Below are 24014 nucleotides of genomic sequence, written 5' to 3'. Positions count from 1 at the left end.
GCGTTCGAGCCGGTTGCGTTTCGAAAATAAGGCAGGGAAGCAGTTGATGGCAGCCGAAGCCGTAACCCATATCGTCTCCGTGTCACGGACTGTGGAGGCCGTCGCCGAGCAGGCATTCTACATTCCGATGACGGGGCCTGCGGCGCGGCCGCGGCGCTCGCTCAAGCACGACGACACCTTCATCGTGCTCGACAGTCACGGTGACATCGGGGCCTCCGCCGGCGGCCCCGATGGTCTGTTTCATTGCGACACGCGGTATCTTGCCCGGCTCGAGCTCGTGCTCGACGATCTTCAGCCGCTGCTGCTGGGCTCGAACCTGCGCGACGACAATTCCGGGCTGACGGTCGATCTCACCAATCCCGACATCTATCGGCAGGGACACCTTGTGCTGCAAAAGGACCTGCTGCACATCGTGCGCACGATCTTTCTGTGGCGCGGCGCAGCCTATCAGCGCGTCGGTGTGCAGAACCACGGCGAGCAGCGCGCCAGCTTCGAGCTGACGCTTCTGTTCGACAATGATTTCGCCGACCTGTTCGAGGTCCGCGGCGAGCGGCGCGCGCGCCGCGGGACCGGCTCCAGCCGGCTGCTCGGGCCCACCGACGTTCTGTTCGAATATCGCGGCCTCGATGACGCCGAGCGCACCACCGGCCTTCATTTCGATCCGCGTCCGACACGGCTGTCGGTGAATGCCGCCACCTGGCAGCTCGAGCTGGATCCACATGAGGCAAAATCGCTGTTCGTTGCCGTGTCCTGCAACCGGCCGAGAGCGCAGAAGCCGGCGCGCTTCTTCAGGGGCCTGCTTGCCCATCGCCGCGAGATGCGCCAATCGACGGTGGGCGCGGCCAGCATCGAGACCTCCAACAATATCTTCAACGAGGTGCTGTGCCAGGCCATGGCCGACCTCAACATGCTGATGACGGAGACGCCGCAGGGGCGCTATCCCTATGCCGGCATTCCCTGGTACTCGACGACCTTCGGCCGTGACGGTCTGATCACCGCGCTTCAGATGCTGTGGGTCGATCCGCGCGTCGCGAAGGGCGTGCTGCGACGGCTTGCACATTTCCAGGCGAAGTCGGTTGACCCGTTGGCCGACGCTGCACCTGGAAAGATCCTGCACGAGATGCGCGGCGGCGAGATGGCCGCGCTGCGCGAGGTGCCGTTCGCGCAATATTACGGCAGCGTGGACTCGACCGCGTTGTTCGTCCTGCTGGCCGGGCGCTATTTCGAGCGCACCGGCGATGAGGAGACATTGATCGAGCTATGGCCCGCGATCGAGGCGGCGCTGGCCTGGATCGATGGTCCCGGCGATCCCGATCAGGACGGTTTTGTCGAATACCAGCGCGCCACCGAAAAGGGACTCGCCAACCAGGGCTGGAAGGATTCCTACGACGCGATCTTCCATGCCGACGGCCAGCTCGCGGAAGGCAACATCGCCTTGGCCGAGGTGCAGGGCTATGTCTACGCTGCAAAGCAGCTCGCTGCGCGCTGCGCGCTGCGGCTCGGCAAGCCGGAGCGCGTGCGGCAGCTCGAGAAGGAAGCCAATGCGCTGGCCGAGCAGTTCGAGAGCGCGTTCTGGTGCGAGGAGCTCGGCACCTATGCGCTCGCGCTCGACGGCAAGAAGCGTCCGTGCAAGGTGCGGACCTCCAATGCCGGGCAGCTCCTGTTCAGCGGCATGATCCGTGAGGACCGCGCCCGGCGGGTCGCCGCTGACCTGATGCAGCCGCATTTCTTCTCCGGCTGGGGTATCCGCACGGTCGCGCGCGGCGAGGTGCGCTACAATCCGATGTCCTATCATGACGGCTCGGTCTGGCCGCATGACAATGCGCTGATCGCGCTCGGGCTCGCGCAGTACGGGCTCAAGCATTCGGTGGCGCATGTCTTCAAGGGGCTGTTCGAGGCCGCGACCTATATGGACCTGCGCCGGCTGCCGGAGCTGTTCTGCGGCTTCCGGCGCGAGAAGCGGCGCGGCCCGACGCTGTATCCGGTCGCCTGCGCGCCGCAGGCCTGGGCGAGTGCGACGCCGTTCACGCTGCTTGAGGCGGCGCTTGGCATCGAATTCGACGTCGCCCGCCGTGAGATCCGGCTGCTCAATCCGCATCTGCCGGCATTTTTGAACGAAGTGATCCTGCACGATCTGCGGCTCGGCGATTCCAGCGTCGACTTGCGCGTCAGCCGCCATGGCGACGACGTTGCGCTGGAGGTGCTGCGCACGCGCGGGCAGATTCAGGTGTCGATCGTGCTGGCGCGCTGAGGGCGCGCCGCAAGGAGGTTGTTATGTGTGCCGTCGGACGATTGATCCTGTGTGTGACGATCGTTGTGGGCTCGGCGGTGGCCACTTCGCGTGCCGCGGAGCAGGAGCCTGCTGCGGTCCAGACTGAGCCGATGACGCCGCCAGCGCCGCCGGCCTCGGCGGTCCCCGTTACGCCGAAGGACGCCGCGCCGCCGCCGTCGGTGACGATCATCGGCGCGAGCGACGCCCATGGCGTGCTCGGCCGCGACGTCCGCAGCGCGGCGGACGAGGACATGGGCCGTATCGTCGACGTCGTGGTCGATCGCGACGGCCATGTCCGCGCCGCCGTGATCGATTTCGGCGGCTTCCTCGGCGTCGGCAGCCGCAAGATCGTGGTGGACTGGAACGCGCTGCGTTTCGGCAAGATCGTCAACAAGAAGGGCAGCATCACGCTGGAGCTGACCAAGGCGCAGGTCGCAGCCGCGCCGGAATACAAGGAGGACACGCCGATCGTCGTGCTCGGCGCGTCCGGCAGCCTGCAACCGCTGCAAACCATTCCGTGAGGTGCGGGGAGGGCTGACCACTGGTGCTCTTGTCGAGGAAGCCGAACGAAGCAGACGATGATCGCGAACGCCGCGTCGGACGAGTCGGCGCCGCCCTGGTGCCGGCCGCTATTCCAGCGCCGTCGCGCCAGAGCCTGCGCGGCCTCGACTGGTTCATCTTCTTCCTTGCCGACGTGCAGACCGGGTTCGGTCCCTTCATCGCGGTCTACCTGACGACGCAGAAATGGACCCAGGTCGAGATCGGCCTCGTGCTGTCGATCGGCGGCATTGTCGGGCTGATCGGGCAGATGCCGGGCGGCGCGATCATCGATGCCGCCAAATCCGAGCGGCTGGTCGCAGCGCTTGCGATCACGACGATCGGCTTCTGCGCGCTGGCCTATGCGGCGATGCCGATCTTTCCGGTGGTGGTGACGGCTGCAACGCTGCACGCCGCGGCGAGCTGTGTGCTGGGGCCGGCGATCGCGGCGATCAGCCTCGGCCTGGTCGGCCCGCTCGCCATCGGTGAGCGGCTCGGCCGCAACGCCCGTTTCGCATCCCTCGGCAATGGCGTCGCCGCCGCGGTGATGGGCACCGCCGGCTATCTGCTGTCGAGCCGCTCGGTGTTCCTGGTCACCTTCCTGCTCGCAATCCCGACCCTGATCGCGCTGTCGCGCATCCGCGAGGAGGAGGTCGACATCGCGCGCTGTCACGGCGAGATGCCGCGCGAGGCGGCCGACCGCGGCGACACCAATGTGTGGCATCTGGTGCGGCAACGGCCGCTCCTGGTGTTCGCGCTCAGCGTCACGCTGTTGCAGCTCGCCAACGCCGCGATGCTGCCGCTGATGGCGAGCGCGGTGACGGCGAGATCGAGTCAGTGGGCGACGATCCTCGTCGCCGCCTGCATCATCGTGCCGCAGGCGATCGTGGCGCTATTGTCGCCCTCGGTCGGCCGCAAGGCCCAGGTCTGGGGCCGGCGGCCGCTGCTCCTGATCGGATTCGGCGCGCTGACGATTCGCGGGCTGTTGTTCGCAACCGTGCGCGATCCCTATCTGGTCGTGCTGGTGCAGGTGTTCGACGGCGTCACCGCGGCGGTGTTCGCGGTGATGATTCCGCTGATCGTCGCCGACGTCGCGTTCGGCAGCGGCCATTTCAATTTCGCGCAGGGCATCGTCGGCACCGCGACCGGGATCGGCGCGTCGTTGAGCACGGCCCTCGGCGGCTTTATCAGCGACAAGTTCGGCAATGCCACCGCCTTCATCGGACTTTCCAGCGTTGCTGCGACAGGCTTCGTGCTGATTCTGCTGATAATGCCGGAGACCCGGCGCAGCGCGGTGTGATCGCGACAAGAAAAAACGGCCGGCCGAAACGCGTTCGACCGGCCGTATAGTGGGGGAGCAAGAGATCAGGCGTCGAGATTGTGCAGGCGCTGGCGGTTGCGCAGCACGATCTGGCGGGCGCCGGAGAAACCGAGGATGCCCTGGGCGTGAAGCTGCGACAGCGCGCGCGACACGGTCTCGAGCGTGAGGCCGAGATAGTCGCCGATGTCGCGGCGGCACATCGGCAGCGCCATCATGCCGGCGACGGCGAGGCGGCGGTCCATCTCGAGCAGGAAGGTCGCGACGCGCTCCATCGCGGTCTTGCGTCCGAGCAGCAGCATGTGATCTTCGGCGTGGCGCAGCTCGGAGGCTGTCATGGCCCAGAGCTTGCGGGCGACCTGGACGTCGGTGCCGGCGGCCTTCTCGAGGCTGGCGCGCTTCACCAGGCGCACGGTGGTGTCGATGATGGCCTCGGCGGCGAGCCGATGCGTGGCGCCGGACTCCAGACCGAACACGTCGCCGGGAAGATGGAAGGCGCCGATCTGGCGGCGGCCGTCGGAGAGCAGCTTGTAGCTGCGCACCGCGCCGGAGACGACCTGGTAGACATACTCGGCCGGCTCGTCCTCGCCGTAGATCTCCTCGTCCTTGCGGTAGGAGAATTCGCTGGCGACAAGGCCGACATGGCCGGTGATGGCGCCGAACTGGTCGGAAACGGGATGGGGGGCGGGCGCAACCTTGCCGCGGGTGATTTGGGTGCTGATCGCCGGGGCGTTGAGCGACTGGGTGAGCATCTGTGCCATCTCCGTTGTGATGGCTTATGCTTACGCGGTATCGGGGCAGTGGAAAATTCGAGCGATACCTTAGGGACATTCACCTACGTAGAAACCCGTAGGTCAGTTTCCGCGCCTGTCCTGGATGGCCCGGCGGATGTGTTTGACCAGATTTTCATCGAGAAGCGGCTTCAAAACCACGTCTTTCACCCCGGCGGCCGCGGCCCGCGCCGAGATGTTCTCGTCCGGATAGCCGGTGATCAGGATCACGGGCGTCTCACTATCCGACCGGCGCAGGCGTCCGGCGAGCTCGATGCCGTTGATGTCGGGCATCTTGTAGTCGATCACGTAGCAGTCGGCGCCCGACGTGCCGGCGGCATTGAGCAGCGCGGTGCCGTTCCGGAAGGTCCGCACGGCAAAGCCGTCGGTTTCCAGCAGAAACCGCAGGGATCCCAGGACGGCGGCATCGTCGTCGACCACAATGATGGTAGGCTTTGCGGTGGACGAGAGCCGCTCAGATGAGCCGATCTCGATCATGCCGCTTGGCTAGCACAGACGGAAGACGTCGTTTTGACCTGCCTCAATCCTTGATCAGGCCGGCGCGCATCGCGAGCCGCACCAGCTCCGAGAGGCTGTTGGCCTGCATCTTGGTCATCACATTGGCCCGGTACACCTCGATCGTGCGCGGGCTGATGTCGTATTCGCGGGCGATCAGCTTGTTGGAGAGGCCCGCGATCAGCCCTTCCATGACCTGGCGCTCGCGCGGGCTCAAAGAAGCGACGCGGGCGGCGATGTCGTGCACGATCGCCTCGTTCTTGGCGGTCGGCTCCGCCCGGCGGATCGCCGATTCGATCATGGTGGTCAGGCGGTCGTCCTCGAACGGCTTCTCCAGGAAGTCGACAGCCCCCAGCTTCATAGCCTCGACCGCGAGCGGCACGTCTCCGTGACCGGTCATGATCAGGATCGGAAACGCGCATTGCTGCGCCTTCATCCGCTTCAACAGCTCGATGCCGTCGAGCCCGGGCATGCGCACGTCGGAGACGACACAGCCGAAAGCGAGGCCGGGCAGGGCATCGAGGAAGACTTGCGCGCTGTCGAACAGCGTGACGCTGAAGCCGGAGGAATCCAGCAGGAAGTTCAGCGAGTCCCGCATCGCCTCGTCGTCGTCGATAACGTAGACAATTCCCTTGGTCGTCATGGATCAGGTCTCATCGGCTGCCGGCAAGGTGAAGCGGAACGTCGCGCCGCCCGATGCATTGCTCTCGGCCCACATGCGGCCGCCGTGAGCCTCGATGATCGAGCGGCTGATCGACAGTCCCACGCCCATGCCGGTCTCTTTGGTCGTGAAGAAGGTCTGAAAGAGGTTTGGAACGACGTCATCCTGGAAGCCGGAGCCGGTGTCGGACACCTCAACCTCGATCATGTCGTCGGCGATGCGGTTGTTGATGACGACCAGCTCGCGGCGCGGCGATTGGGCCATCGCCTCCAGCGCGTTCCGGAACAGATTGACCAGCACCTGCTGGATCTGGACGCGGTCGGCGAGCACGAGATCGGCGTCCGGATCGAGCGTGAAGCGGAGCTGCACGTTCTGCTCCCGCGCGCCGGCGAGACCGAGCGCGCCGGCCTCCTCGATCAGCTTGGACAGGCTCTCGACCCGCTTCTCGGACTCGCCGCGGGAGACGAAGTCGCGCAGCCGCCGGATGATCTGGCCGGCGCGCAGCGCCTGCTCGGCGGCGCGGTCCAGCGCGCTCTCGATTTTCGGCGTGTTCGGATCGCTGCTGCCAGCAAGCAGCCGCCGCGAGCCCTTCATGTAGTTGCTGATCGCGGCCAGCGGCTGGTTGAGCTCGTGCGCGAGCGCGGACGCCATCTCGCCCATGGCGGTCAGCCGCGAGACGTGGACCAGCTCGGATTGCAGCTCCTGGAGCCGCGCCTGGGTCTGCTGATGCTCGGTGAGATCGCGGACGAAGCCGGTGAAATAGGGCTCGCCGCCGGATTGCATCTCGCCGATCGACAGGTGCATCGGGAAGGTGGTGCCGTCACGGCGCTTGCCGGTCACGATCCGGCCGATGCCGATGATGTGCGGATCGTGCGTGGTGCGGTAGCGCGCGATGTAGCTGTCGTGGCGGGTCCGGTCCGGCTCCGGCATCAGGATGCTGACGTTCTGGCCGATTGCCTCGTGCCCGGACCAGCCGAACAGGCGCTCGGCGGCGGTGCTGAACAGCTGGATGATGCCGTGGCCGTCGATGACGATCATGGCATCGGGAATGGTCTCGAGGATCGAGCGGAGGTGGGTCTCGCGCGTGCGCAAGGCCTCCTCGACCTGCTTCTCCTCGTCGATGTCGAGCAGGATACCGCTGAGATGGCGCGCCACGCCGGCGTCATCGCGAATGAGACCTGCCCTGGCGCGGATCCAGTGTCCGCGGTCGGAGGCATGGGCGAGCCTGAACGATACGTCCAGGCCGCCGCCCTGTTCGGACACGCGCTTGATCGCGCTCTCGACACGCTCACGGTCGTCGGGCGCGAGGCGCGACATGAACAGCTCAAAGCTCGCCGTCTGATCCCGCGCGATGCCGAGCAGCGCTCTGGCGGTGTCCGACCACTCCAGATCGCGTGTCCTGAGATCGAGATCCCAGGTGCCGACGCCGAACCCCTCGATCCGGACCCGGAAGTGCTCGCCGCGATCGTCGGCTTGCGGATGCGTTACGCGGGTCGGCGACAAGCAACTGCTCCAATCCTTGCGGTGGCCGGCCCGGATGGCGCCACCTCGCGGCAATTTCGCCCAAGGCCGCGCCGGAGGCAAGTTCGGAGGTCTGATTCTATTGGAGGATTTCCTGCCGCGCGACGCATGGCAGTTTGATCTATCTCATCCTGCCGACTGTGCGGAGGCCTAAACTCTCCGGAAGCTCAGTGCCCTGGAGATTCCTGATGACATACGCGACCGTGATGGTCAGCCTGGCGCTCGATCAGCCCAACGACGCGCGTCTTCAGGTCGCCGGCGAGATCGCCGAACGATTCGAGGCGGCGATCGTCGGCGTCGCGGCGGCGCAGTTTCTTCCGCCCCTCTACTTCACCGATGGCGCCGCGGCCCAGGGCGTGATCGATCAAGGCCGCGCGTCGGTCGAGCGGCGCCTGACCAAGCTCGAAGCGCAATTCCGCGCCGCGGTCAGAAACCGCGGTGGTCATGTGGAGTGGCGCAGCGCCATGGATTTTCCGGCACGCTTTGTCCTGGCGCAGGCGCGTTGCGCCGACATCATCGTCAGCGGCGGGCAGAGCCCGGCCTTTTCCGACGCCTTCTCGCTCGCGAGCCCCAGGGACCTCGTGCTGCAGGCCGGCCGTCCGCTTCTGGTCGTGCCCGACAAGGTCGACTGGCTCGACCTGCGCAGCGTGCTCGTGGCGTGGAAGGACACGCCGGAAGCCCGGCGGGCCGTCGCCGACGCGCTGCCGATGCTGCGCAAGGCCAGGGATGTCGCCGTCGTCGAGATCCCTGAAGGCGACGACGACCGTTCGGCGGCGATGGCGCGCGTCACCGATGTCACCGCCTGGCTCGCCCGGCACGGTGTCACTGCCACGGCGCGCGTCTGCGAAGCGACCGGGAACCAAAGCGCGGCCGATCAATTGGGAATCGTGGCCGGCGATGTCGGAGCCGGCCTGATTGTTGCGGGCGCCTACGGTCATTCGCGGTTCAGCGAGCTGATCCTCGGCGGCGTCACCGAATATCTGGTCACGCAATCCGCCCGCTGCGTGCTGCTGTCGCACTGAGCACGCGACGAATCGATGAGGACGCGCCATGTATAAATTCCTTGAAGCGACCGTCGACGGCTACATGACGCGCAACGTCAGGACGGTCAAGCGCGATCTCGACATGCTCGCGCTCAGCGAGATGTTCGAGCGCGACGATTTCAACAGCTACCCGGTCGAGGATGACGGGCAGGTCGTGGGTATCGTTACCAAGTTCGATATCCTGAAGTGCTTCGCCTTCACCCCGACCCAGATGGTGCCGCGCTATCTCGACCTGATGAACCGCAAGGTCGGCGATGTCATGACGCCGGAATTCATCTATGTCAGTCCCGACACGAGGCTGACACGTGTCCTCCAGATCATGGTCGAGCACCGGATCAGGAGCATCATCGTGCTCGACAGCACGCAGAAGCTCGTCGGCATCATCGCCCGCGAGGACGTCATCGCGGCCCTCAAGGCGACCGCGCGCGACTAAAGACACGCCCGCAATCCCCGCGACTTTCACCTCCGTAGTTTCACGGAAGATGCTGCTTGCCGCGGTCGCAGCGCCGGGCGACGGCGATTGATAGCGCTGTCCGATCAGCGAGCGTCGAGCAGAAATCAACCCTCTTGATTTCAATCAATTCGCCGCGAGCACGAATGTGGTTTCTGGCTTCCGTGTTCTTTCAGAGAGAATCCGCGATGAGCCAGCCCTCCACGTTGAAATCCATGACCATCGGCGAAAGTGGCCTGGCGGCATTGTTCGCGGTCACCGCCTTTCTCTGCGTGATCGCTTCGGCCAAGGCGCTCGATACTGCGTTCGCCTTCCATGCCGGACTCAGCGCGGCCGCGAGCCTCGCCGCGGCATTCTGCATCATCAACCGCTATTTCGACCGCCCAGCGGCGCTGCCGCCGGCGGAGATCAACGGCCGCCCCAACTACAACATGGGCCCGATCAAGTTCTCCTCCTTCATGGCGATGTTCTGGGGCGTTGCCGGATTTCTCGTCGGTCTCATCATCGCCTCCCAGCTGGCGTGGCCATGGCTGAACTTCGACCTGCCCTGGACCAGCTTCGGCCGCCTGAGGCCGCTGCACACCTCCGCGGTGATCTTCGCCTTCGGCGGCAACGTGCTGATCGCGTCCTCCTTCTACGTGGTGCAGAAGTCGTGCCGCGCGCGCCTCGCCGGTGACCTCGCGCCCTGGTTCGTCGTCGTCGGGTACAACTTCTTTATCCTGGTTGCCGGCACCGGCTATCTGCTCGGCGTCACCCAGTCGAAGGAATATGCCGAGCCGGAATGGTACGCCGATCTCTGGCTGACCATCGTCTGGGTGGTCTATCTGCTCGTCTTCCTAGCCACCATCATCAAGCGCAAGGAGCCGCACATCTTCGTCGCGAACTGGTTCTACCTCGCCTTCATCGTGACGATCGCGGTCCTGCATCTCGGCAATAATCCCGCGCTTCCGGTCTCGGTGCTCGGCTCGAAATCCTATGTGGCCTGGGGCGGCATCCAGGACGCCATGTTCCAGTGGTGGTACGGCCACAACGCGGTCGGCTTCTTCCTGACCGCGGGCTTCCTCGCCATTATGTACTACTTCATCCCCAAGCGCGCCGAGCGGCCGATCTATTCCTACCGGCTGTCGATCATCCATTTCTGGGCGCTGATCTTCCTCTACATCTGGGCCGGCCCGCACCATCTGCACTATACGGCGCTGCCCGACTGGACGCAGACGCTGGGCATGACCTTCTCGGTGATGCTGTGGATGCCCTCCTGGGGCGGCATGATCAACGGCCTGATGACGCTGTCAGGCGCCTGGGACAAGCTGCGCACCGATCCCGTGCTGCGCATGCTCGTCGTCTCCGTCGCCTTCTACGGCATGTCCACCTTCGAAGGCCCGATGATGTCGATCAAGGTCGTCAACTCGCTCAGCCACTACACCGACTGGACCATCGGCCACGTGCATTCCGGCGCACTCGGCTGGGTCGGCTTCGTCTCCTTCGGCGCGCTCTACTGCATGGTGCCGTGGGCCTGGAACCGCAAGGGGCTGTACAGCCTCAAGCTCGTCAACTGGCACTTCTGGATCGCCACGCTCGGCATCGTTCTCTACATCTCGGCGATGTGGGTGTCCGGCATCCTGCAGGGCCTGATGTGGCGCGCCTACACCTCGCTCGGCTTCCTCGAATACTCCTTCATCGAGACCGTCGAGGCCATGCATCCCTTCTACATCATCCGTGCAGCCGGCGGCGCGCTGTTCCTGATCGGCTCGCTGATCATGGCCTACAATCTCTGGATGACGGTCCGCGTCGGTGAAGCGGAAGTCCAGATGCCCGTCGCTCTTCAGCCGGCGGAATGAGGAGCTGACCATGTCGTTCTGGACACGCCACCAAATCTTCGAAAAGAACTCGATCATCCTGGTCGTCGGCATCCTCGTCGTGATCGCGATCGGCGGTCTCGTCGAGATCACGCCGCTGTTCTACCTCAAGAGCACGATCGAGGTGGTCGACGGGGTCAGGCCCTATACGCCGCTCGAGCTTGCCGGCCGCAACATCTATGTCCGCGAAGGCTGCTATCTCTGCCACTCGCAGATGATCCGGCCCCTGCGCGACGAGGTCGAGCGCTACGGCCACTTCTCGCTCGCCGCCGAGAGCATGTTCGATCACCCGTTCCAGTGGGGCTCGAAGCGCACCGGTCCTGATCTCGCCCGCGTCGGCGCCAAATATTCCGACGACTGGCACGTCACCCATCTGACCAATCCGCGCGCGATCGTGCCGCAGTCGGTGATGCCGGGCTATCCGTTCCTGGCGCAGACCGAGGTCGATCCCGAATCGATCGCCGACCACATGCGCACCTTGAGAACGGTCGGCGTGCCCTACACCGACGACCAGATCGCGAATGCCGCAGCCGACCTCAAAGCCCAGGCTGATCCGGACAATGCCGGCAGCGATGCCTTCGGCAAGCGCTACGCCAAGGCCGTGGTGCGTAATTTCGACGGCAAGGCCGGCACGCCGACCGAGATGGACGCGCTGATCGCCTATCTGCAGATGCTCGGCACGCTGGTCGACTTCAAGCTCTACAACGAGAAAGCCAATCTTCGCTGAGAAGGCACCACCGATGAAAGCGATTCTGACAGTCCATAACCTTGCGTCCGAGCTCGTGACGACGATCTGGACACCGGCCTTCGTCGCGATCTTTCTCGCGATCATCGCCTACGCGTTCTGGCCTCGCAACAAGGCCGTCTTCGACGAAGCGGCACGGCTGCCGTTGCGGGAGGAGTGAGAGATCATGACCGATCATCATGGCGACATCGATGCCGTCTCCGGCAAGTCAACCACGGGGCATGAATGGGATGGCATCAAGGAGCTCAACACGCCGCTGCCGCGCTGGTGGGTGATCTCCTTCTATCTCACCATCATCTGGGCGATCGGCTACTGGATCGTCTATCCGGCCTGGCCGCTGATCTCGAGCCATACCACCGGCCTGCTCGGCTATTCGACGCGCGCCAACCTCGCGGTGGAGCTCGCCAATCTCGAGGTGGCCCGCGGCGAGAAGATGGCGGCGCTGGCCGCCGCCCCGCTCGCCGATATCGAGAAGGATCCGGCGTTGCTTGCCCTGGCGCGGGCCAAGGGCAGGACCGTGTTCGGCGACAATTGCGCACCGTGCCACGGCAGCGGCGCCTCCGGCGCGAAGGGATTCCCGAACCTGAACGACGACGACTGGCTGTGGGGCGGCACGCTCGAGCAGATCATGCAGACCATCCAGTACGGCGCGCGCTCGGGGCACGCCAAGACGCATGAGGGCCAGATGCTCGCCTTCGGCAAGGACGGCGTGCTGAAGCCGGACGAGATCGTCACGGTGGCGAATTACGTGCGTTCGCTGTCGGGCCTTTCGACCCGCAAGGAATATGACGCCGCCAAGGGCGAGAAGATATTCGCCGAGAATTGCGTCGCGTGCCATGGCGATGGCGGCAAGGGCAACCAGGAGCTCGGCGCGCCGAACCTGACCGACAAGATCTGGCTCTACGGCTCGGACGAGGCGACGCTGATCGAGACCATCAGCCAGGGCCGCGCCGGCGTGATGCCGGCATGGGACGGGCGGCTCGATCCCGCCACTATCAAGGCGATGGCGGTCTATGTCCATTCGCTGGGCGGTGGAAAATAGCAGGCCAGCGGCGGACGGGGGCGAAGAAAATCGCTCCCGTTTTGCGCTGAATCAATTGACGCGCCGGCCCACGGTCTAGGTTCGATCGCACCTCATTAGAAGCTCTCAGCGATGAACAAGACCGTGAACCCGAACGAGCTCACATCGGACGACGATTACGGGCCACTCTACGCCGCCCGCAAGAAGGTCTATCCCCAGAGCGTCTCCGGCACCTTCCGCCGGATCAAATGGGGCCTGATGGCGTTCTGCCTCGGCGTCTATTACTTTCTGCCATTCGTGCGCTGGAATCGCGGCCTCGGTGCGCCGAGCCAGGCGGTGCTGATCGATCTTCCGAACAGCCGCTTCTATTTCTTCTTCATCGAGCTGTGGCCGCAGGAGGTCTACTACTTCACCGGCCTGTTGATCGTTGCCGCAGTGGCGCTGTTCCTCATGAATTCGATCGGCGGCCGCATCTGGTGCGGTTATCTCTGCCCGCAGACGGTCTGGACCGACCTGTTCTATGCCGTCGAGCGCCTGATCGAAGGCGACCGGCGCGAGCGCATGAAGAAGGACAAGTCGTCCGATCCGATGAAGCTCGAGCGCATCTCCGAGATCGTGCTCAAGCATTCGATCTGGCTGCTGATTGCCTGGTGGACCGGCGGCGCCTGGGTGCTCTATTTCAACGACGCGCCGACGCTGGTGAAGGAGCTCGTCACCTTCCAGGCGCCGATGATCGCCTATATCTGGATCGGCATTCTCACCGCGACGACCTATGTGCTGGCCGGCTTCATGCGCGAGCAGGTCTGCACCTACATGTGCCCGTGGCCGCGTATCCAGGCAGCGCTCACCGACGAATGGGCGCTCAACGTCACCTACCGCTACGATCGCGGCGAGAAGCGGACCTCGGTCAAGAAGGCCATCGAGCTGCGCGCGCTGGGCGAACAGGTCGGCGACTGCGTCGACTGCTTTCAATGCGTCGCCGTCTGCCCGACCGGAATCGACATCCGCAACGGGCCGCAGCTCGAATGCATCCAGTGCGGGCTCTGCATCGACGCCTGCGACAACGTGATGAAAAAGATTGGCCGGCCGACCCGCCTGATCGGCTACGACAACGACATCAACATCCAGCGCCGCCAGGAAGGCAAGGCGCCGGTCTATCGCATCGTCCGGGCTCGCACCGTCGTCTACAGCGCGATCATCGCGGTCGTCGGTGGCATCATGCTCTATACGCTGGCGACCCGCAGCCTGCTCGATGTCAACGTGCTGCACGACCGCAATCCGATCGCGGTCAAGCTCAGCGACGGCTCGATCCGCAACGCCTATACGGTCCGGCTTCTGAACAAGAGCGGCTACGACCGCGTCGTCGCGATCGATGCGGACGGCCCGGCCAATTTGACGATCCATGTCGTCGGCGTCGATTCGGTGACGCCGGACCGACCGATGGTCGTGATCCCGCGCGACTCCACCAGCGAGTTGCGGCTGCTCGTCACCGCGCCGGCCGAGAGCAATCCGGAGAAGTCGATTCCAGTCCGCTTCCACGTCACCGATATCGGGCTCGGCGAGGTCGCCTCGACCACCGACAATTTCGTCTCGCCTTAGGGCCAGGAGACTGCCATGGCATCCAAGCCACTGACCGGAACCAAGGTCTTCCTGATGCTGGTCGCCTTCTTCGGCATCGTGATCGGGGTCAACGTCACCATGATGAAGCTCGCCATCGCGACGTTGCCCGGCACCGACGTCGACAGTCCCTATGCGGCGGGGCTCGCCTACGACAAGGAGATCTCCGCGGCGCAGCACCAGGCGGCGCGCAAATGGCAGGTCAACGCGCATATCGAACGCCGCACTGATGGGGGCGCCGTTCTTCAGGTCGAGGCCCGCGATGCCGCAGGTCAGCTGATGAGCGGATTGAAATTCGGCGGCCGTCTGGAGCGGCCGACCGACAAACGTGCCGACCTCGCGGTCGAGCTCTCCGAGGCAGGCATCGGCATCTATCGCGGCACTGCCGCGTCCGTTGCGCCGGGTCAGTGGGATCTCGTGATCGAAGGCGAGGCCCGCGGCGAGCGCGTGTTTCTCTCGCGCAACCGTGTGATCCTGAACTGAAGGGGCGCGCCATGCAGGTGACGCGAGATTTTTCGCACTATGTCCGGGCCGCGGGGCAGGGGCTCCATCACATCGATCTCGCGGTCGAGGGCGTGCACTGCGCCGGATGCATGGCCAAGATCGAACGCGGACTGTCGGCCATTCCGGACGTCACGCTGGCGCGGGTGAACCTCACCGACCGCCGCGTCGCGCTGGAATGGAAAGAGGGTACGCTCGATCCGGGACGCTTCATCGATCGTCTCGAGGAGCTCGGCTACAAGGCTTACCCCTATGAGACCGAGAGCGCGGAGGCGACGGAAGTCGCGGAATCGCGCTTCCTGCTGCGCTGCCTCGGCGTCGCGGCGTTTGCCACCATGAACGTGATGATGCTGTCGATCCCGGTGTGGTCCGGCAGCGTCTCGGACATGCTGCCCGAGCAGCGCGATTTCTTCCACTGGCTGTCGGCGCTGATCGCGCTGCCGGCAGCGGCCTATGCCGGGCAGCCGTTCTTCCGCTCGGCCTGGCGCGCGCTGGCGGCGAAGACCACCAATATGGACGTGCCGATCTCGATCGGCGTGATCCTCGCGCTCGGCATGTCCGTGGTCGAGACCGTCCATCACGCCGAGCACGCCTATTTCGACGCGGCGATCATGCTGCTCACCTTCCTGCTGGTCGGCCGCTTCCTCGACCAGAACATGCGGCGGCGGACTCGCGCGGTCGCCGGCAATCTCGCCGCGCTGAAGGCGGAAACCGCCGCGAAGTTCGTCGGTCCCGACGAGATCTCGCAGGTGCCGGTGGCGGCGATCCATCCCGGCGACATCGTGCTGCTGCGGCCCGGCGAGCGCTGCGCGGTCGACGGCACCGTGATCGAGGGACGTTCCGAGATCGACCAGAGCCTGATCACCGGCGAGACGCTCTACGTCACGGCAGAGCACGGCACGCCGGTCTATGCCGGCTCGATGAACATCTCCGGCACGCTGCGGGTGCGGGTCTCGGCGGCGTCCGAGGCGACGCTGCTCGCGGAGATCACGCGGCTGCTCGACAACGCGCTGCAGGCGCGCTCGCGCTACATGCGGCTCGCTGACCGCGCCTCGCGGCTCTACGCGCCGGTGGTGCATGCGACCGCGCTCCTCACCATCATCGGCTGGGTCATTGCCGGCGCTGGTTGGCATGATGCGATCGTCACCGGTGTCGCCGTGCTGATCATCACCTGTCCCTGCGCGCTGGGCCTGGCGATCCCGACCGTGCAGACGGTGGCCTCGGGCGCGATGTTCAAATCCGGCGTGCTGCTCAATTCGGGCGATGCCATCGAGCGCATGGCCGAAGCCGATCATGTCATCTTCGACAAGACCGGAACGCTGACGCTGCCCGATCTTGAAGTCACCAATGCAGCCGATATTCCTGCTGATATCTTCGAGCTCGCCGGCCGGCTCGCGCTCTCGAGCCATCATCCGGTCGCCGCTGCGGTCGCGCAGGCGGCCGGCGCCAGGTCGCCGATCATCGGCGCTGTCGAGGAGGCCGGGCAGGGCGTGCGCGCGATCGTGGACGGCATCGAACTCCGGCTGGGCCGTCCGTCGTTCTGCGGCGCTGAGGCGCTGCTTGGGGCTGGCGGCAATCTCGAAGCCGAGGCGTCCGTGGTGGCGTTCGGCAAGGGCCGCGAGAAGTTCATCCTCGCGGTGCGTCAGGGCCTGCGTCCAGACGCGCAAGGTGTCATTGCGGCGCTGAAGGCGCGCAATGTCGGCATCGAGATCCTCTCCGGCGACCGCGAGCCGGCGGTGATAGCAGCGGCTCAAGCGCTGGGCATCGCTGAATGGCGCGCCGGCGTCACGCCGGCCGACAAGATCGCGCGGATCGAGGAATTGAAGCGGCGCGGTGCGAAGGGGCTGATGGTCGGCGACGGCATGAACGATGCGCCCTCGCTGGCGGCAGCCCATGTTTCGATGTCGCCGATCTCGGCCGCCCATCTCAGCCAGTCGACCGCCGATCTCGTCTTCCTCGGCAAGCCGCTGGCGCCCGTGGTCGCCGCGTTTGATTTTTCGCGCAAGGCGCTGCATCTGATGCGGCAAAATCTCTGGCTTGCAATCGGCTACAATGTCCTGGCGGTGCCCATCGCAATCAGCGGCGTCGTAACGCCCCTGATCGCCGCCGCCGCGATGAGCGGATCATCAATCCTGGTCATGCTGAATTCGCTGCGGGCCCGCAGCGCCTCGCGGGAGATCGCGTGATGGAGGTTCTCGTCATCCTGGTCCCGCTGGCGTTGTCCCTCGGACTTGCAGGCCTCGCCGCCTTCCTCTGGTCGCTGAAGAGCGGCCAGTACGACGATCTCGACGGCGCTGCCTGGCGCGCGGTTGCCGATGATGATCCACCGCAGGAGGCGCAGGCGAAGCGCTAGGAGTCGCTCCTGAGCGCAGACGTCAGGAACGCTGCAATCGCGAGTGCCGCCCCGACACCGGCAACGCAGGCCGGCCATCCCAAGGAATCGAACAGCCGGCCGAGCACGGCGGTGCCGGCGAGCCCGCCGCAAAAGTAGCAGGCGAGATAGGTCCCGCTGGCGACGCCGCGGTTGTCAGTGGCTGCCTGTCCAACGAAACCAGTTGCGGCGGCCTGCGCAAAGAAAGTGCCGACACCAATTAGCACCATGCCCGCGAGGACAGCGGCAAGATGCGCCGTCAGCATCAGGGGCAGGCCGATCGCGGCAACGCCGAGCGCAACCCAGATGGTCGGGCGCGTTCCGATCCGTGCGACGGCGCGGCCGGAAAATAGGGTGGTGACGATCGATGGCAGGAACACCAGATAGACCAGGCCCAAATCCATCACGCCCAGCGACAATGGCGGCCGCACCAGCACGAAATTGACGAAGGTGAAGGTGCCGATAAAGGCGAACAGGATGCAGAAGCCGAGCCCATAGGCCGCGCGCAGCCGCGGATTGCGCCAATGCGCTGATACGGCCTCGAGAGGGGATGCCGTCAGCGTCATGGCCTGCATCGGCTCAACGCGCGCGATGGTGAAGTAGACCAGAACCGCGCCGGCGAGGTTGAGCGCGGCGAAGAGGTAGAAGTTCCAGGCGAGGCCAAGGCTGTCGGCGACTGCGGCGGAGATCAGCCGGCCGACGAGGTTGCTGGCGACATTGCCGGTGATGTAGGCGGCGAACGCGCCGCCGGCGTCCATTGCGCTGCACTGCTCGCCGAGATAGGCGAGCGTCAGCGCGAAGGCGGAGGCCATGCAGAGGCCCTGGATGACGCGCAAAGCGGTGAAGACAGCGAGATTCGGTGCCCACGCGAGCAGGCTGGTGGGAATGGCGAGCAAGGTCAGGCTCAGGAGGATGCCGCGCCTTCGGTCGATGCGCGGGCTGAAGACGCCGACCACGAGGCTGGCGACGGCCATGCCAGAGGTGCTGGCATTGACGGCAAAGCCCATTGCCGCCGGCGTTACGCCGTAGTGCCGCGTCAGGGAGGGGAGGATCGCCTGCGTGGCGAACAGGTCGACCACGGTGAGGAATGCGGTGAGGCCGATCACGAGAGAGCGGAGGACGACACCGCGCGAGTGCTCGCCCATCCCCATTGCAGCGGGGCTTATGCGTGCAGACAGATCGGTCATGATGCGACATCCCTGAAACGGCTGTTGTCATTCCGGGCTGGTGCGCAAGCACCAGACCCGGAATCCAAGGATTCTCAGGTGCGCAATTGCGCACCATAGTTCGCTCCGCGCCCCGGTATGACGGGACAGCAGTGGCTCGTCACATGTTGTGGTCGTGCGGATCCTTGTGGACGTCGCCCACGTAGAGGACGACGGTCTCCTTGCCGAGGTTCTTCCACCAGTGCGAGGTGCCGTAGACCTCGGGACGGAGATCGCCGGCCTTGTGCACGATCGGATCGACGCAGTTGGAGGCGTATTCGACGATCTCGCCCTGCTGCACGAAGATCAGGGCAGGGCGGTCGTCATGGCTGTGCCAGGGCACGATGCCGCCGGGCTCGATGGTCAGCTTGCGGAAGCGCAGCTCGCGATCCCTGATGTTGGCGGGCTGCTTGCCGAGGTCAATCGAGCCGAGCGTCACGTCGGTGACGCCGACGGGCTTGTAGTCGACCATCTGGCGTGCATTCGGCTTGATCTTGTCGGCCGGGCATTCGCCGGCGAGAGCTGGCTGCGCCAAGACCGCGAGTGCGCCGGCGATAGCAAGACCTGCCCAGACCGCGCGCGACGATGTGAGATGCGTGAACATGGATAGTCTCCCTTGTTGCTCGCCGGGGTTCATCGGTCGCCGGCAATGGCATCAGCTTCGTCAAAGTCGCGCCTCTGCGGAAATGCCGTCTCGCTCTCGCTGCGATAGCCCGGCGCTATCTTGATACGCGGTGGCTATCGAACCGATCGGCGATCGGCATTTTCGCTTGCGCGGCTTCCAGCGTTCCATGGCAGGGCGCCCGATTGGCGGGCGTTCACGTCAATCCGGAGGAGCATTCTATGACGAAAGTATCCAAGACCCTGATCGCCACCGCCGCCTTCGCGGTGATCGCCACATCGGCCTTCTCGGAGGCCGCCTGGGATCTCAAGGCCGGAATGGCCTATGTCTATGGCGGGCCGGGCAAGATGTCGGCGATGGCCATGGCGCCGGCCGAGAAGAACCACGACGCGATGATGAAGAACGCGAAGCAAGTGCCCGAAAACACCGTCTTCTTCATGGACAACGGCACGCTGTACTACACGCCGGGTCGGCTCGATCCGACCGGCAATTTCTACGTGAATTGAGCCGCCACTCGCGTAACGGCCGCCCTTGCGGGCGGCCGGACCACGAAACTAATATTCGCCTCAGGGAACGCCGGAGCGGAAGATGACGTCTCTCTCACCAGCCGATGCCGAGCGGCTCAGGCTTGCCTTCCAGCGGTGCCGCGATATGGAGGGCACGCTGAGCGAACAGCTCCGCGCCTATGCCGACGCCAGCCGCGAAGTGTTCCCGGCCTATGGCGACGCGGTCGATCGCCTGGTGGTAAGATTGAACGGGAACGGCGGCGGAGAGAGCGCGCCACGTCCGGGTGATGCGATGCCGCCGTTCATGCTGCCTGACGAGAGCGGACGTCTCGTCACGCTGCCCGCGCTGCTCGTGAGCGGTCCGGTCGCGGTGATGTTCTTTCGCGGCCATTGGTGTCCCTTTTGCCGGCTCAATGTCGGCGCAGTGACCCAGGCGCAGGACCGCATCAAGGCGTTGGGGGCGCAGACCATCGCAATCATGCCGGAGACCCAGGAGTTCACCGGAAAGTTCAAGGCCGAGTCCGGGGCGCCGTTTCCGGTGCTGACTGATCTGGACAACGGCTATGCGCTGTCGCTCAACCTCGCGATCTGGCTCGGGGCCGAGATTCAGGAGCTGTTGTCCTATCAGGACATGGCGAAGTTCCACGGCAACGATGGCTGGATGCTGCCGATTCCGGCGGTGTTCGTCGTCGGCCGCGACGGAATTGTGAGGGCTCGCTTCGTCGATCCTGATTTCCGCAAGCGCATGGAGATCGATGATTTGCTCAAGGCGCTGGAAGGTGCGAGCCGGGAACACTGAACTTCACCTCTTCCCGAAAGCGGGGCGAGGGAGCGTAGACACCGACTTTGCGTCGGGAGAGCTACCCCGCAATCTCCCGCCAGTCCGCGCCGCGCAACATGCGCATGACGGCGTTGGCCACCGCCGTGCGCTGACGGCCGGCGACCCCATAGAGGCTGACAGTGCGGCGGGCGTCCAGTCCTGCAATCGCGGTCCGCTTCAACGTCTCCGGCACAAGCGACGTGCGCGGCACCATGGCGATGCCGATATCGGCTTCCACCAGCTCGATCAGATCGTGCTCGCTCGCAATCTCGTGGCCATGATCGACGTCGATCCCGTGCTCGCGCAGGCTGGCCAAGATGCGCCGGGAGTGCTCGCAGAAGGTTCGGCTCAGCAATTGCTCCGAGCGCAGGTCATCCAGTTCGATCATGCTGCGATCGGCCAGTCGATGCTCCCTGCTGACGACGAGCTCGAATGTCTCGGTGAACAATGGCCAGACGTCGAGCCGCTCCCAGGCCTCGTCGATATCGGCGGCGATGCCGAGCTCGGCTTCGCCCTTCTTCAGGAATTCGCCGACCTCGCGGCTCGAGCCCCGCAGGAAGCGGAGTTCGAGCCGGTTGAACTGCCGCTTGATCTCTCTGAGATGCGGAATGAGCAAAGCGAGATCGACCGAATGCGTCAGCGCGATGCGCAGCGCGCCGATCTCCCCGCTCTTGAACGAGGAGGCGAGCGAGCGTGCGCCAACGGCGGCATCAAAGCACTGCTTCAGAAGCGGGTGCATTCGCTGGCCGAGCTCGGTGAGTTGTGCTGCCGGCCGTTCGCGGCGGAACAGGTCGCCGCCAAGCTCGGCCTCGAGCTGCTTGATCGCGCGCGTCAGCGAAGGCTGCGTCACGTTGCATTCTTCGGCCGCGCGCGTGAAATTCAATAGCTGCGCCACCGCGAGGAAATAGCGGACCTGATGCATTTCCATGGATCGGCTCCCAGCAAAACCGACCCGGAATCTAACCGATTGGGGTAGGGAATGACACCCTCGCGGCAATAGCGTCCGCGCATGGTTTCGGAAGCCAACGGGCATTTGCTGAGTGCCCGTGCGTTCTGCAGAATGGCAGGCGTAACAATGGCGCTGCTCCGGCGTATTTCAAGCGGCGTCGAGCCTGACGGAGGCGATATATGCAGAGCACCATTCAGCGCATAGGGTCAAAGGCCCTGCCGGGCCAGGTCGTGCTTGTGCTCCAGGGCGGCGGTGCACTCGGCTCCTATCAGGCTGGCGTCTACCAGGCGCTGCACGAGGCCGGCATCGAGCCGGACTGGATCATCGGCACCTCGATCGGAGCGATCAACGCCAGCCTGATCGCCGGCAACGAGCCGCAGGACCGGCTGGCGCGGCTGAAGGAGTTCTGGAAGCGGATGGAGCAGAATCCGATCTGGAATCTGCGGACGGCGTTCCCCGGTTTCAACGAGAAACTTGCCTATTGGTCGACGATCACCAACGGCATTCCTGGCTTCTTCCGGCCCAATCCGCTGGCGCATGCGGGTGACTCCTTTCCGCTCGGGGCGGATCACGCCGGCTTCTATTCGACCGCGCCGCTGGAAAAGACGCTTCTCGAGCTCGTCGATTTCAGCCGGGTCAATGGCTGCGCACCGCGTCTCACGGTCGGCGCAGCTCACGTCCGGACCAGCCGGATGCGTTATTTCGACAGCCGCGACGGCGAACTGACGGTGAAGCATGTCATGGCCTCAGGCGCGTTGCCGCCCGCCTTTCCGGCGATACGCATCGACGGCGAGCTCTATTGGGACGGCGGTATTCTCTCGAACACGCCGACCGAGGCCGTGTTCGACGACAACCCGCGCAAGGACTCGCTGATCTTCGCCGTCCATCTGTGGAATCCCGTCGGCGCCGAGCCGACGACGATGGCGGAGGTGCTGAACCGGCACAAGGACGTACAGTACTCCAGCCGGATCGCCAGCCAGATTGCCCGCCAGCAGCAGGCACATCGTCTGCGCCACGTCATCAACCAGCTCGCAGCGCGACTGCCGGAGAGCGAGCGCAACGATCCGGCCGTGCGTGAGCTGGTGAGCTATGGCTGTCCGACGCGCATGCACGTGGTGCGCCTACTGACGCCGCAGCTCGATCACGAGACGCATACCAAGGATATCGACTTCAGCCCGTCAGGCATCATGCGGCGCTGGGATGCCGGTTATGCGCACACGAGCTCAGTGCTTGCGCGCGCGCCCTGGGTTGGAGAATTCGACCCGCTGTCAGGCGTGGTACTGCACGAGCACATGGAGGAAATGCCGATCGCCGCGGAGTGATCGCCGGATCATTCGCCGCTTCACGTAATGACGATTTCGCGAGTCCACGGGTCTCGGCTATTATGGGGCGTCTGCGTTGAAGGGTTTTGCGATTGGTCGGTGAAAAAGATCTGGAGGCTGCGCTCAATCTCGTCCGGGCTGATGCCGCGGGACCGATCGCGGGCGTTTTTGGTCCAGCCTCGGTAAGCTGGCGGATCGATCGGGAAGCCGTGATTTTTCTCGGCGCCGGCCGCGCACTGCTGCTTCAGCTGGCGCATCCCTGGGTCGCGGCCGCCATCGCCGAGCACTCCCGGACCCTAGTCGATCCGATCGGCCGCTTCCATCGCACGTTCGACATCATGTTCGCCATGGTGTTCGGCTCGCTCGACAGGGCGCTTCTGTCGGCGCGGCAACTGCATCGGCGCCATACCATGATCGTTGGACACATGCCCGATGCGGTCGGTCCATTCGCGGCGGGCTCGAAGTACTGCGCCAACGACGTTCCAGCGCTGCGCTGGGTTCATGCGACGCTTACCGAGACCGCGCTGATGGCGCACGATCTGGTTCTGCCGCCGCTCTCGATGGAGGAGCGCGAGCGTTACTGGACCGAGAGCAGGATGTACGGCGCTCTGTTTGGGCTGACGCCGGATGATCTCCCGGCGGACTGGTCCGGCTTCGCAGCGTATTGCGAAGCGATGGCGCAGTCGGACACGCTGACTGTCAGCGCGGCGGCGCGCGAGGTCGCGACGCAGATTCTCGGCGGCGCGCGTCCGTGGCTGCGGCCGCCGCGATGGTATCGCGCGCTCACTGCGGGCATGCTGCCGGAGCGATTGCGCGCGGGCTTCGGCTTTGCGCTCGACGAGCGGGACGCCAGAGCCGCAGACAACGCGCTGCGGTGGATACGGCGCGTCTACCCGAGATTGCCCGATCGGCTGCGCTATGTCGGTCCCTATCAGGAAGCGCAGGCGCGGCTGAATGGCAGGACGGAGCCCGATTGGATGACCCGCTGTCTCAATCGCGCCTGGATCGGCCGACCGCAAATGGATGAGCGCGGCAGGGGGTGAGGTCCTCCGTCGGTGCCACAAACACCGTCATTGCGAGCGCCGCGAAGCAATCCAGAATCTTTCCGCGGAGACAGTCTGGATTGCTTCGCGGCGCTCGCAATGACGGAAAATGTGGAAGCGCCTCGCGCGCCTCACGCCGACGCCAGCTTCCGATACAGCGCGCTGTAGCTGCCGGCCGAGATGCTCCAGGAGAACGACCGCGCCATCGCGCTGCGGCGCATGGAGTCGAGGCGGTCCTGCGTCATGAACGTCGAGAATGCCCGGCGGACGCCGCCGAGGAAGGACTCATATGAGGGCTGCGAGAACAGGAAGCCGGTCTCGCCGTCGGTGATGGTCTCCGCCAGCCC

The 24014-nt window shown here is 65.1% G+C and carries 24 protein-coding genes and 1 pseudogene; 17 read left to right on the top strand and 8 right to left on the bottom strand.

Going from position 1 to position 24014, the window contains the following annotated elements; genetic code table 11:
- Positions 1–46 precede the first annotated feature (46 nt).
- Genes AXW67_RS30945 through AXW67_RS30935 form a run of 3 tightly spaced genes read left to right on the top strand, consistent with a single transcriptional unit; the run spans position 47 to position 4109 of the window.
- A complete protein-coding gene (locus AXW67_RS30945; protein ID WP_063680945.1) occupies positions 47–2251 on the top strand; it encodes an amylo-alpha-1,6-glucosidase in 2205 nt (734 codons plus the stop codon).
- 23 nt (positions 2252–2274) lie between these two features.
- Positions 2275–2793 (top strand): PRC-barrel domain-containing protein, encoded by a 519-nt coding sequence (locus AXW67_RS30940; RefSeq protein ID WP_063680944.1) that lies wholly within the window; start codon positions 2275–2277, stop codon positions 2791–2793.
- A gap of 23 nt (positions 2794–2816) precedes the next feature.
- Positions 2817–4109, top strand: a complete 1293-nt coding sequence (locus AXW67_RS30935; protein ID WP_063680943.1) for an MFS transporter — start codon at positions 2817–2819, stop codon at positions 4107–4109.
- Positions 4110–4174: 65 nt separating this feature from the next.
- Here AXW67_RS30935 and AXW67_RS30930 read toward each other — a convergent pair whose 3' ends face one another.
- From AXW67_RS30930 to fixL, 4 genes are all read right to left on the bottom strand, one after another.
- Positions 4175–4879 (bottom strand): helix-turn-helix domain-containing protein, encoded by a 705-nt coding sequence (locus AXW67_RS30930; protein WP_063680979.1) that lies wholly within the window; start codon positions 4877–4879, stop codon positions 4175–4177.
- A gap of 102 nt (positions 4880–4981) precedes the next feature.
- Complete coding sequence (locus tag AXW67_RS30925) at positions 4982–5395, bottom strand: response regulator (protein ID WP_027550192.1); 414 nt, start codon at positions 5393–5395, stop codon at positions 4982–4984.
- A gap of 43 nt (positions 5396–5438) precedes the next feature.
- Entirely contained in the window at positions 5439–6056 is a 618-nt protein-coding gene (fixJ, locus tag AXW67_RS30920) for a response regulator FixJ (RefSeq protein ID WP_063680942.1), read from the bottom strand.
- Between the two features lie 3 nt (positions 6057–6059).
- Positions 6060–7577: a sensor protein FixL gene (gene fixL / locus AXW67_RS30915; RefSeq protein WP_063680941.1), complete on the bottom strand. Its 1518-nt coding sequence runs from the start codon at positions 7575–7577 to the stop codon at positions 6060–6062.
- 206 nt (positions 7578–7783) lie between these two features.
- On the opposite strand from fixL, the gene AXW67_RS30910 reads away from it, so the two are divergent.
- The 10 genes from AXW67_RS30910 to ccoS all read left to right on the top strand — a co-directional run bounded on the left by AXW67_RS30910 (position 7784) and on the right by ccoS (position 17182).
- Entirely contained in the window at positions 7784–8617 is an 834-nt protein-coding gene (locus tag AXW67_RS30910) for a universal stress protein (RefSeq protein ID WP_063680940.1), read from the top strand.
- A gap of 28 nt (positions 8618–8645) precedes the next feature.
- On the top strand, positions 8646–9071 hold the full coding sequence (locus AXW67_RS30905) for a CBS domain-containing protein (protein ID WP_063680939.1): 426 nt from the start codon (positions 8646–8648) through the stop codon (positions 9069–9071).
- 206 nt (positions 9072–9277) lie between these two features.
- Complete coding sequence (gene ccoN, locus AXW67_RS30900) at positions 9278–10927, top strand: cytochrome-c oxidase, cbb3-type subunit I (protein WP_063680978.1); 1650 nt, start codon at positions 9278–9280, stop codon at positions 10925–10927.
- Positions 10928–10937: 10 nt separating this feature from the next.
- Positions 10938–11672 carry a cytochrome-c oxidase, cbb3-type subunit II gene (gene ccoO, locus AXW67_RS30895; RefSeq protein WP_063680938.1) on the top strand — a complete coding sequence of 245 codons (735 nt, stop codon included), beginning with the start codon at positions 10938–10940 and terminating at the stop codon, positions 11670–11672.
- Between the two features lie 13 nt (positions 11673–11685).
- A complete protein-coding gene (locus AXW67_RS30890) occupies positions 11686–11850 on the top strand; it encodes a cbb3-type cytochrome oxidase subunit 3 (RefSeq protein ID WP_027550199.1) in 165 nt (54 codons plus the stop codon).
- A 6-nt stretch (positions 11851–11856) separates the two neighbouring features.
- Positions 11857–12732, top strand: a complete 876-nt coding sequence (ccoP, locus tag AXW67_RS30885) for a cytochrome-c oxidase, cbb3-type subunit III (RefSeq protein ID WP_063680937.1) — start codon at positions 11857–11859, stop codon at positions 12730–12732.
- A 111-nt stretch (positions 12733–12843) separates the two neighbouring features.
- On the top strand, positions 12844–14310 hold the full coding sequence (gene ccoG / locus AXW67_RS30880) for a cytochrome c oxidase accessory protein CcoG (protein ID WP_063680936.1): 1467 nt from the start codon (positions 12844–12846) through the stop codon (positions 14308–14310).
- A gap of 15 nt (positions 14311–14325) precedes the next feature.
- Positions 14326–14811 carry a FixH family protein gene (locus AXW67_RS30875; protein ID WP_063680935.1) on the top strand — a complete coding sequence of 162 codons (486 nt, stop codon included), beginning with the start codon at positions 14326–14328 and terminating at the stop codon, positions 14809–14811.
- 11 nt (positions 14812–14822) lie between these two features.
- Positions 14823–17015: a cation-translocating P-type ATPase gene (locus tag AXW67_RS30870; RefSeq protein WP_063680934.1), complete on the top strand. Its 2193-nt coding sequence runs from the start codon at positions 14823–14825 to the stop codon at positions 17013–17015.
- Positions 17015–17182 (top strand): cbb3-type cytochrome oxidase assembly protein CcoS, encoded by a 168-nt coding sequence (gene ccoS / locus AXW67_RS30865; RefSeq protein ID WP_063680933.1) that lies wholly within the window; start codon positions 17015–17017, stop codon positions 17180–17182. The genes AXW67_RS30870 and ccoS overlap by 1 nt, the downstream gene beginning before the upstream one ends.
- On the opposite strand, the gene AXW67_RS30860 is transcribed toward ccoS, so the two are convergent.
- On the bottom strand, positions 17179–18387 hold the full coding sequence (locus tag AXW67_RS30860; RefSeq protein WP_063680932.1) for an MFS transporter: 1209 nt from the start codon (positions 18385–18387) through the stop codon (positions 17179–17181). The genes ccoS and AXW67_RS30860 overlap by 4 nt on opposite strands.
- A gap of 139 nt (positions 18388–18526) precedes the next feature.
- A complete protein-coding gene (locus AXW67_RS30855; RefSeq protein WP_063680931.1) occupies positions 18527–19009 on the bottom strand; it encodes a cupin domain-containing protein in 483 nt (160 codons plus the stop codon).
- A 239-nt stretch (positions 19010–19248) separates the two neighbouring features.
- Here AXW67_RS30855 and AXW67_RS30850 point away from each other — a divergent pair, with 239 nt between their 5' ends.
- Positions 19249–19533 carry a hypothetical protein gene (locus AXW67_RS30850; RefSeq protein ID WP_063680930.1) on the top strand — a complete coding sequence of 95 codons (285 nt, stop codon included), beginning with the start codon at positions 19249–19251 and terminating at the stop codon, positions 19531–19533.
- Between the two features lie 82 nt (positions 19534–19615).
- A complete protein-coding gene (locus AXW67_RS30845; protein WP_063680929.1) occupies positions 19616–20332 on the top strand; it encodes a peroxiredoxin-like family protein in 717 nt (238 codons plus the stop codon).
- 61 nt (positions 20333–20393) lie between these two features.
- Here AXW67_RS30845 and AXW67_RS30840 read toward each other — a convergent pair whose 3' ends face one another.
- The gene (locus tag AXW67_RS30840; protein WP_063680928.1) at positions 20394–21281 is read right to left on the bottom strand and encodes a LysR family transcriptional regulator; all 888 of its coding nucleotides are present in this window, start codon (positions 21279–21281) and stop codon (positions 20394–20396) included.
- 200 nt (positions 21282–21481) lie between these two features.
- On the opposite strand from AXW67_RS30840, the gene AXW67_RS30835 reads away from it, so the two are divergent.
- Positions 21482–22624 (top strand): patatin-like phospholipase family protein, encoded by a 1143-nt coding sequence (locus AXW67_RS30835; protein ID WP_063680927.1) that lies wholly within the window; start codon positions 21482–21484, stop codon positions 22622–22624.
- 92 nt (positions 22625–22716) lie between these two features.
- Positions 22717–23667: an oxygenase MpaB family protein gene (locus AXW67_RS30830; protein WP_063680926.1), complete on the top strand. Its 951-nt coding sequence runs from the start codon at positions 22717–22719 to the stop codon at positions 23665–23667.
- 131 nt (positions 23668–23798) lie between these two features.
- Here AXW67_RS30830 and AXW67_RS44470 read toward each other — a convergent pair.
- Positions 23799–24014: pseudogene (locus AXW67_RS44470) on the bottom strand (glycogen synthase GlgA); the annotation flags it as partial.

The organism is Bradyrhizobium neotropicale (assembly GCF_001641695.1).
Classification (GTDB): domain Bacteria; phylum Pseudomonadota; class Alphaproteobacteria; order Rhizobiales; family Xanthobacteraceae; genus Bradyrhizobium; species Bradyrhizobium neotropicale.
Note: the sequence above shows the minus strand (reverse complement) of the source record. Positions and strands in the feature narration are given on the sequence as shown.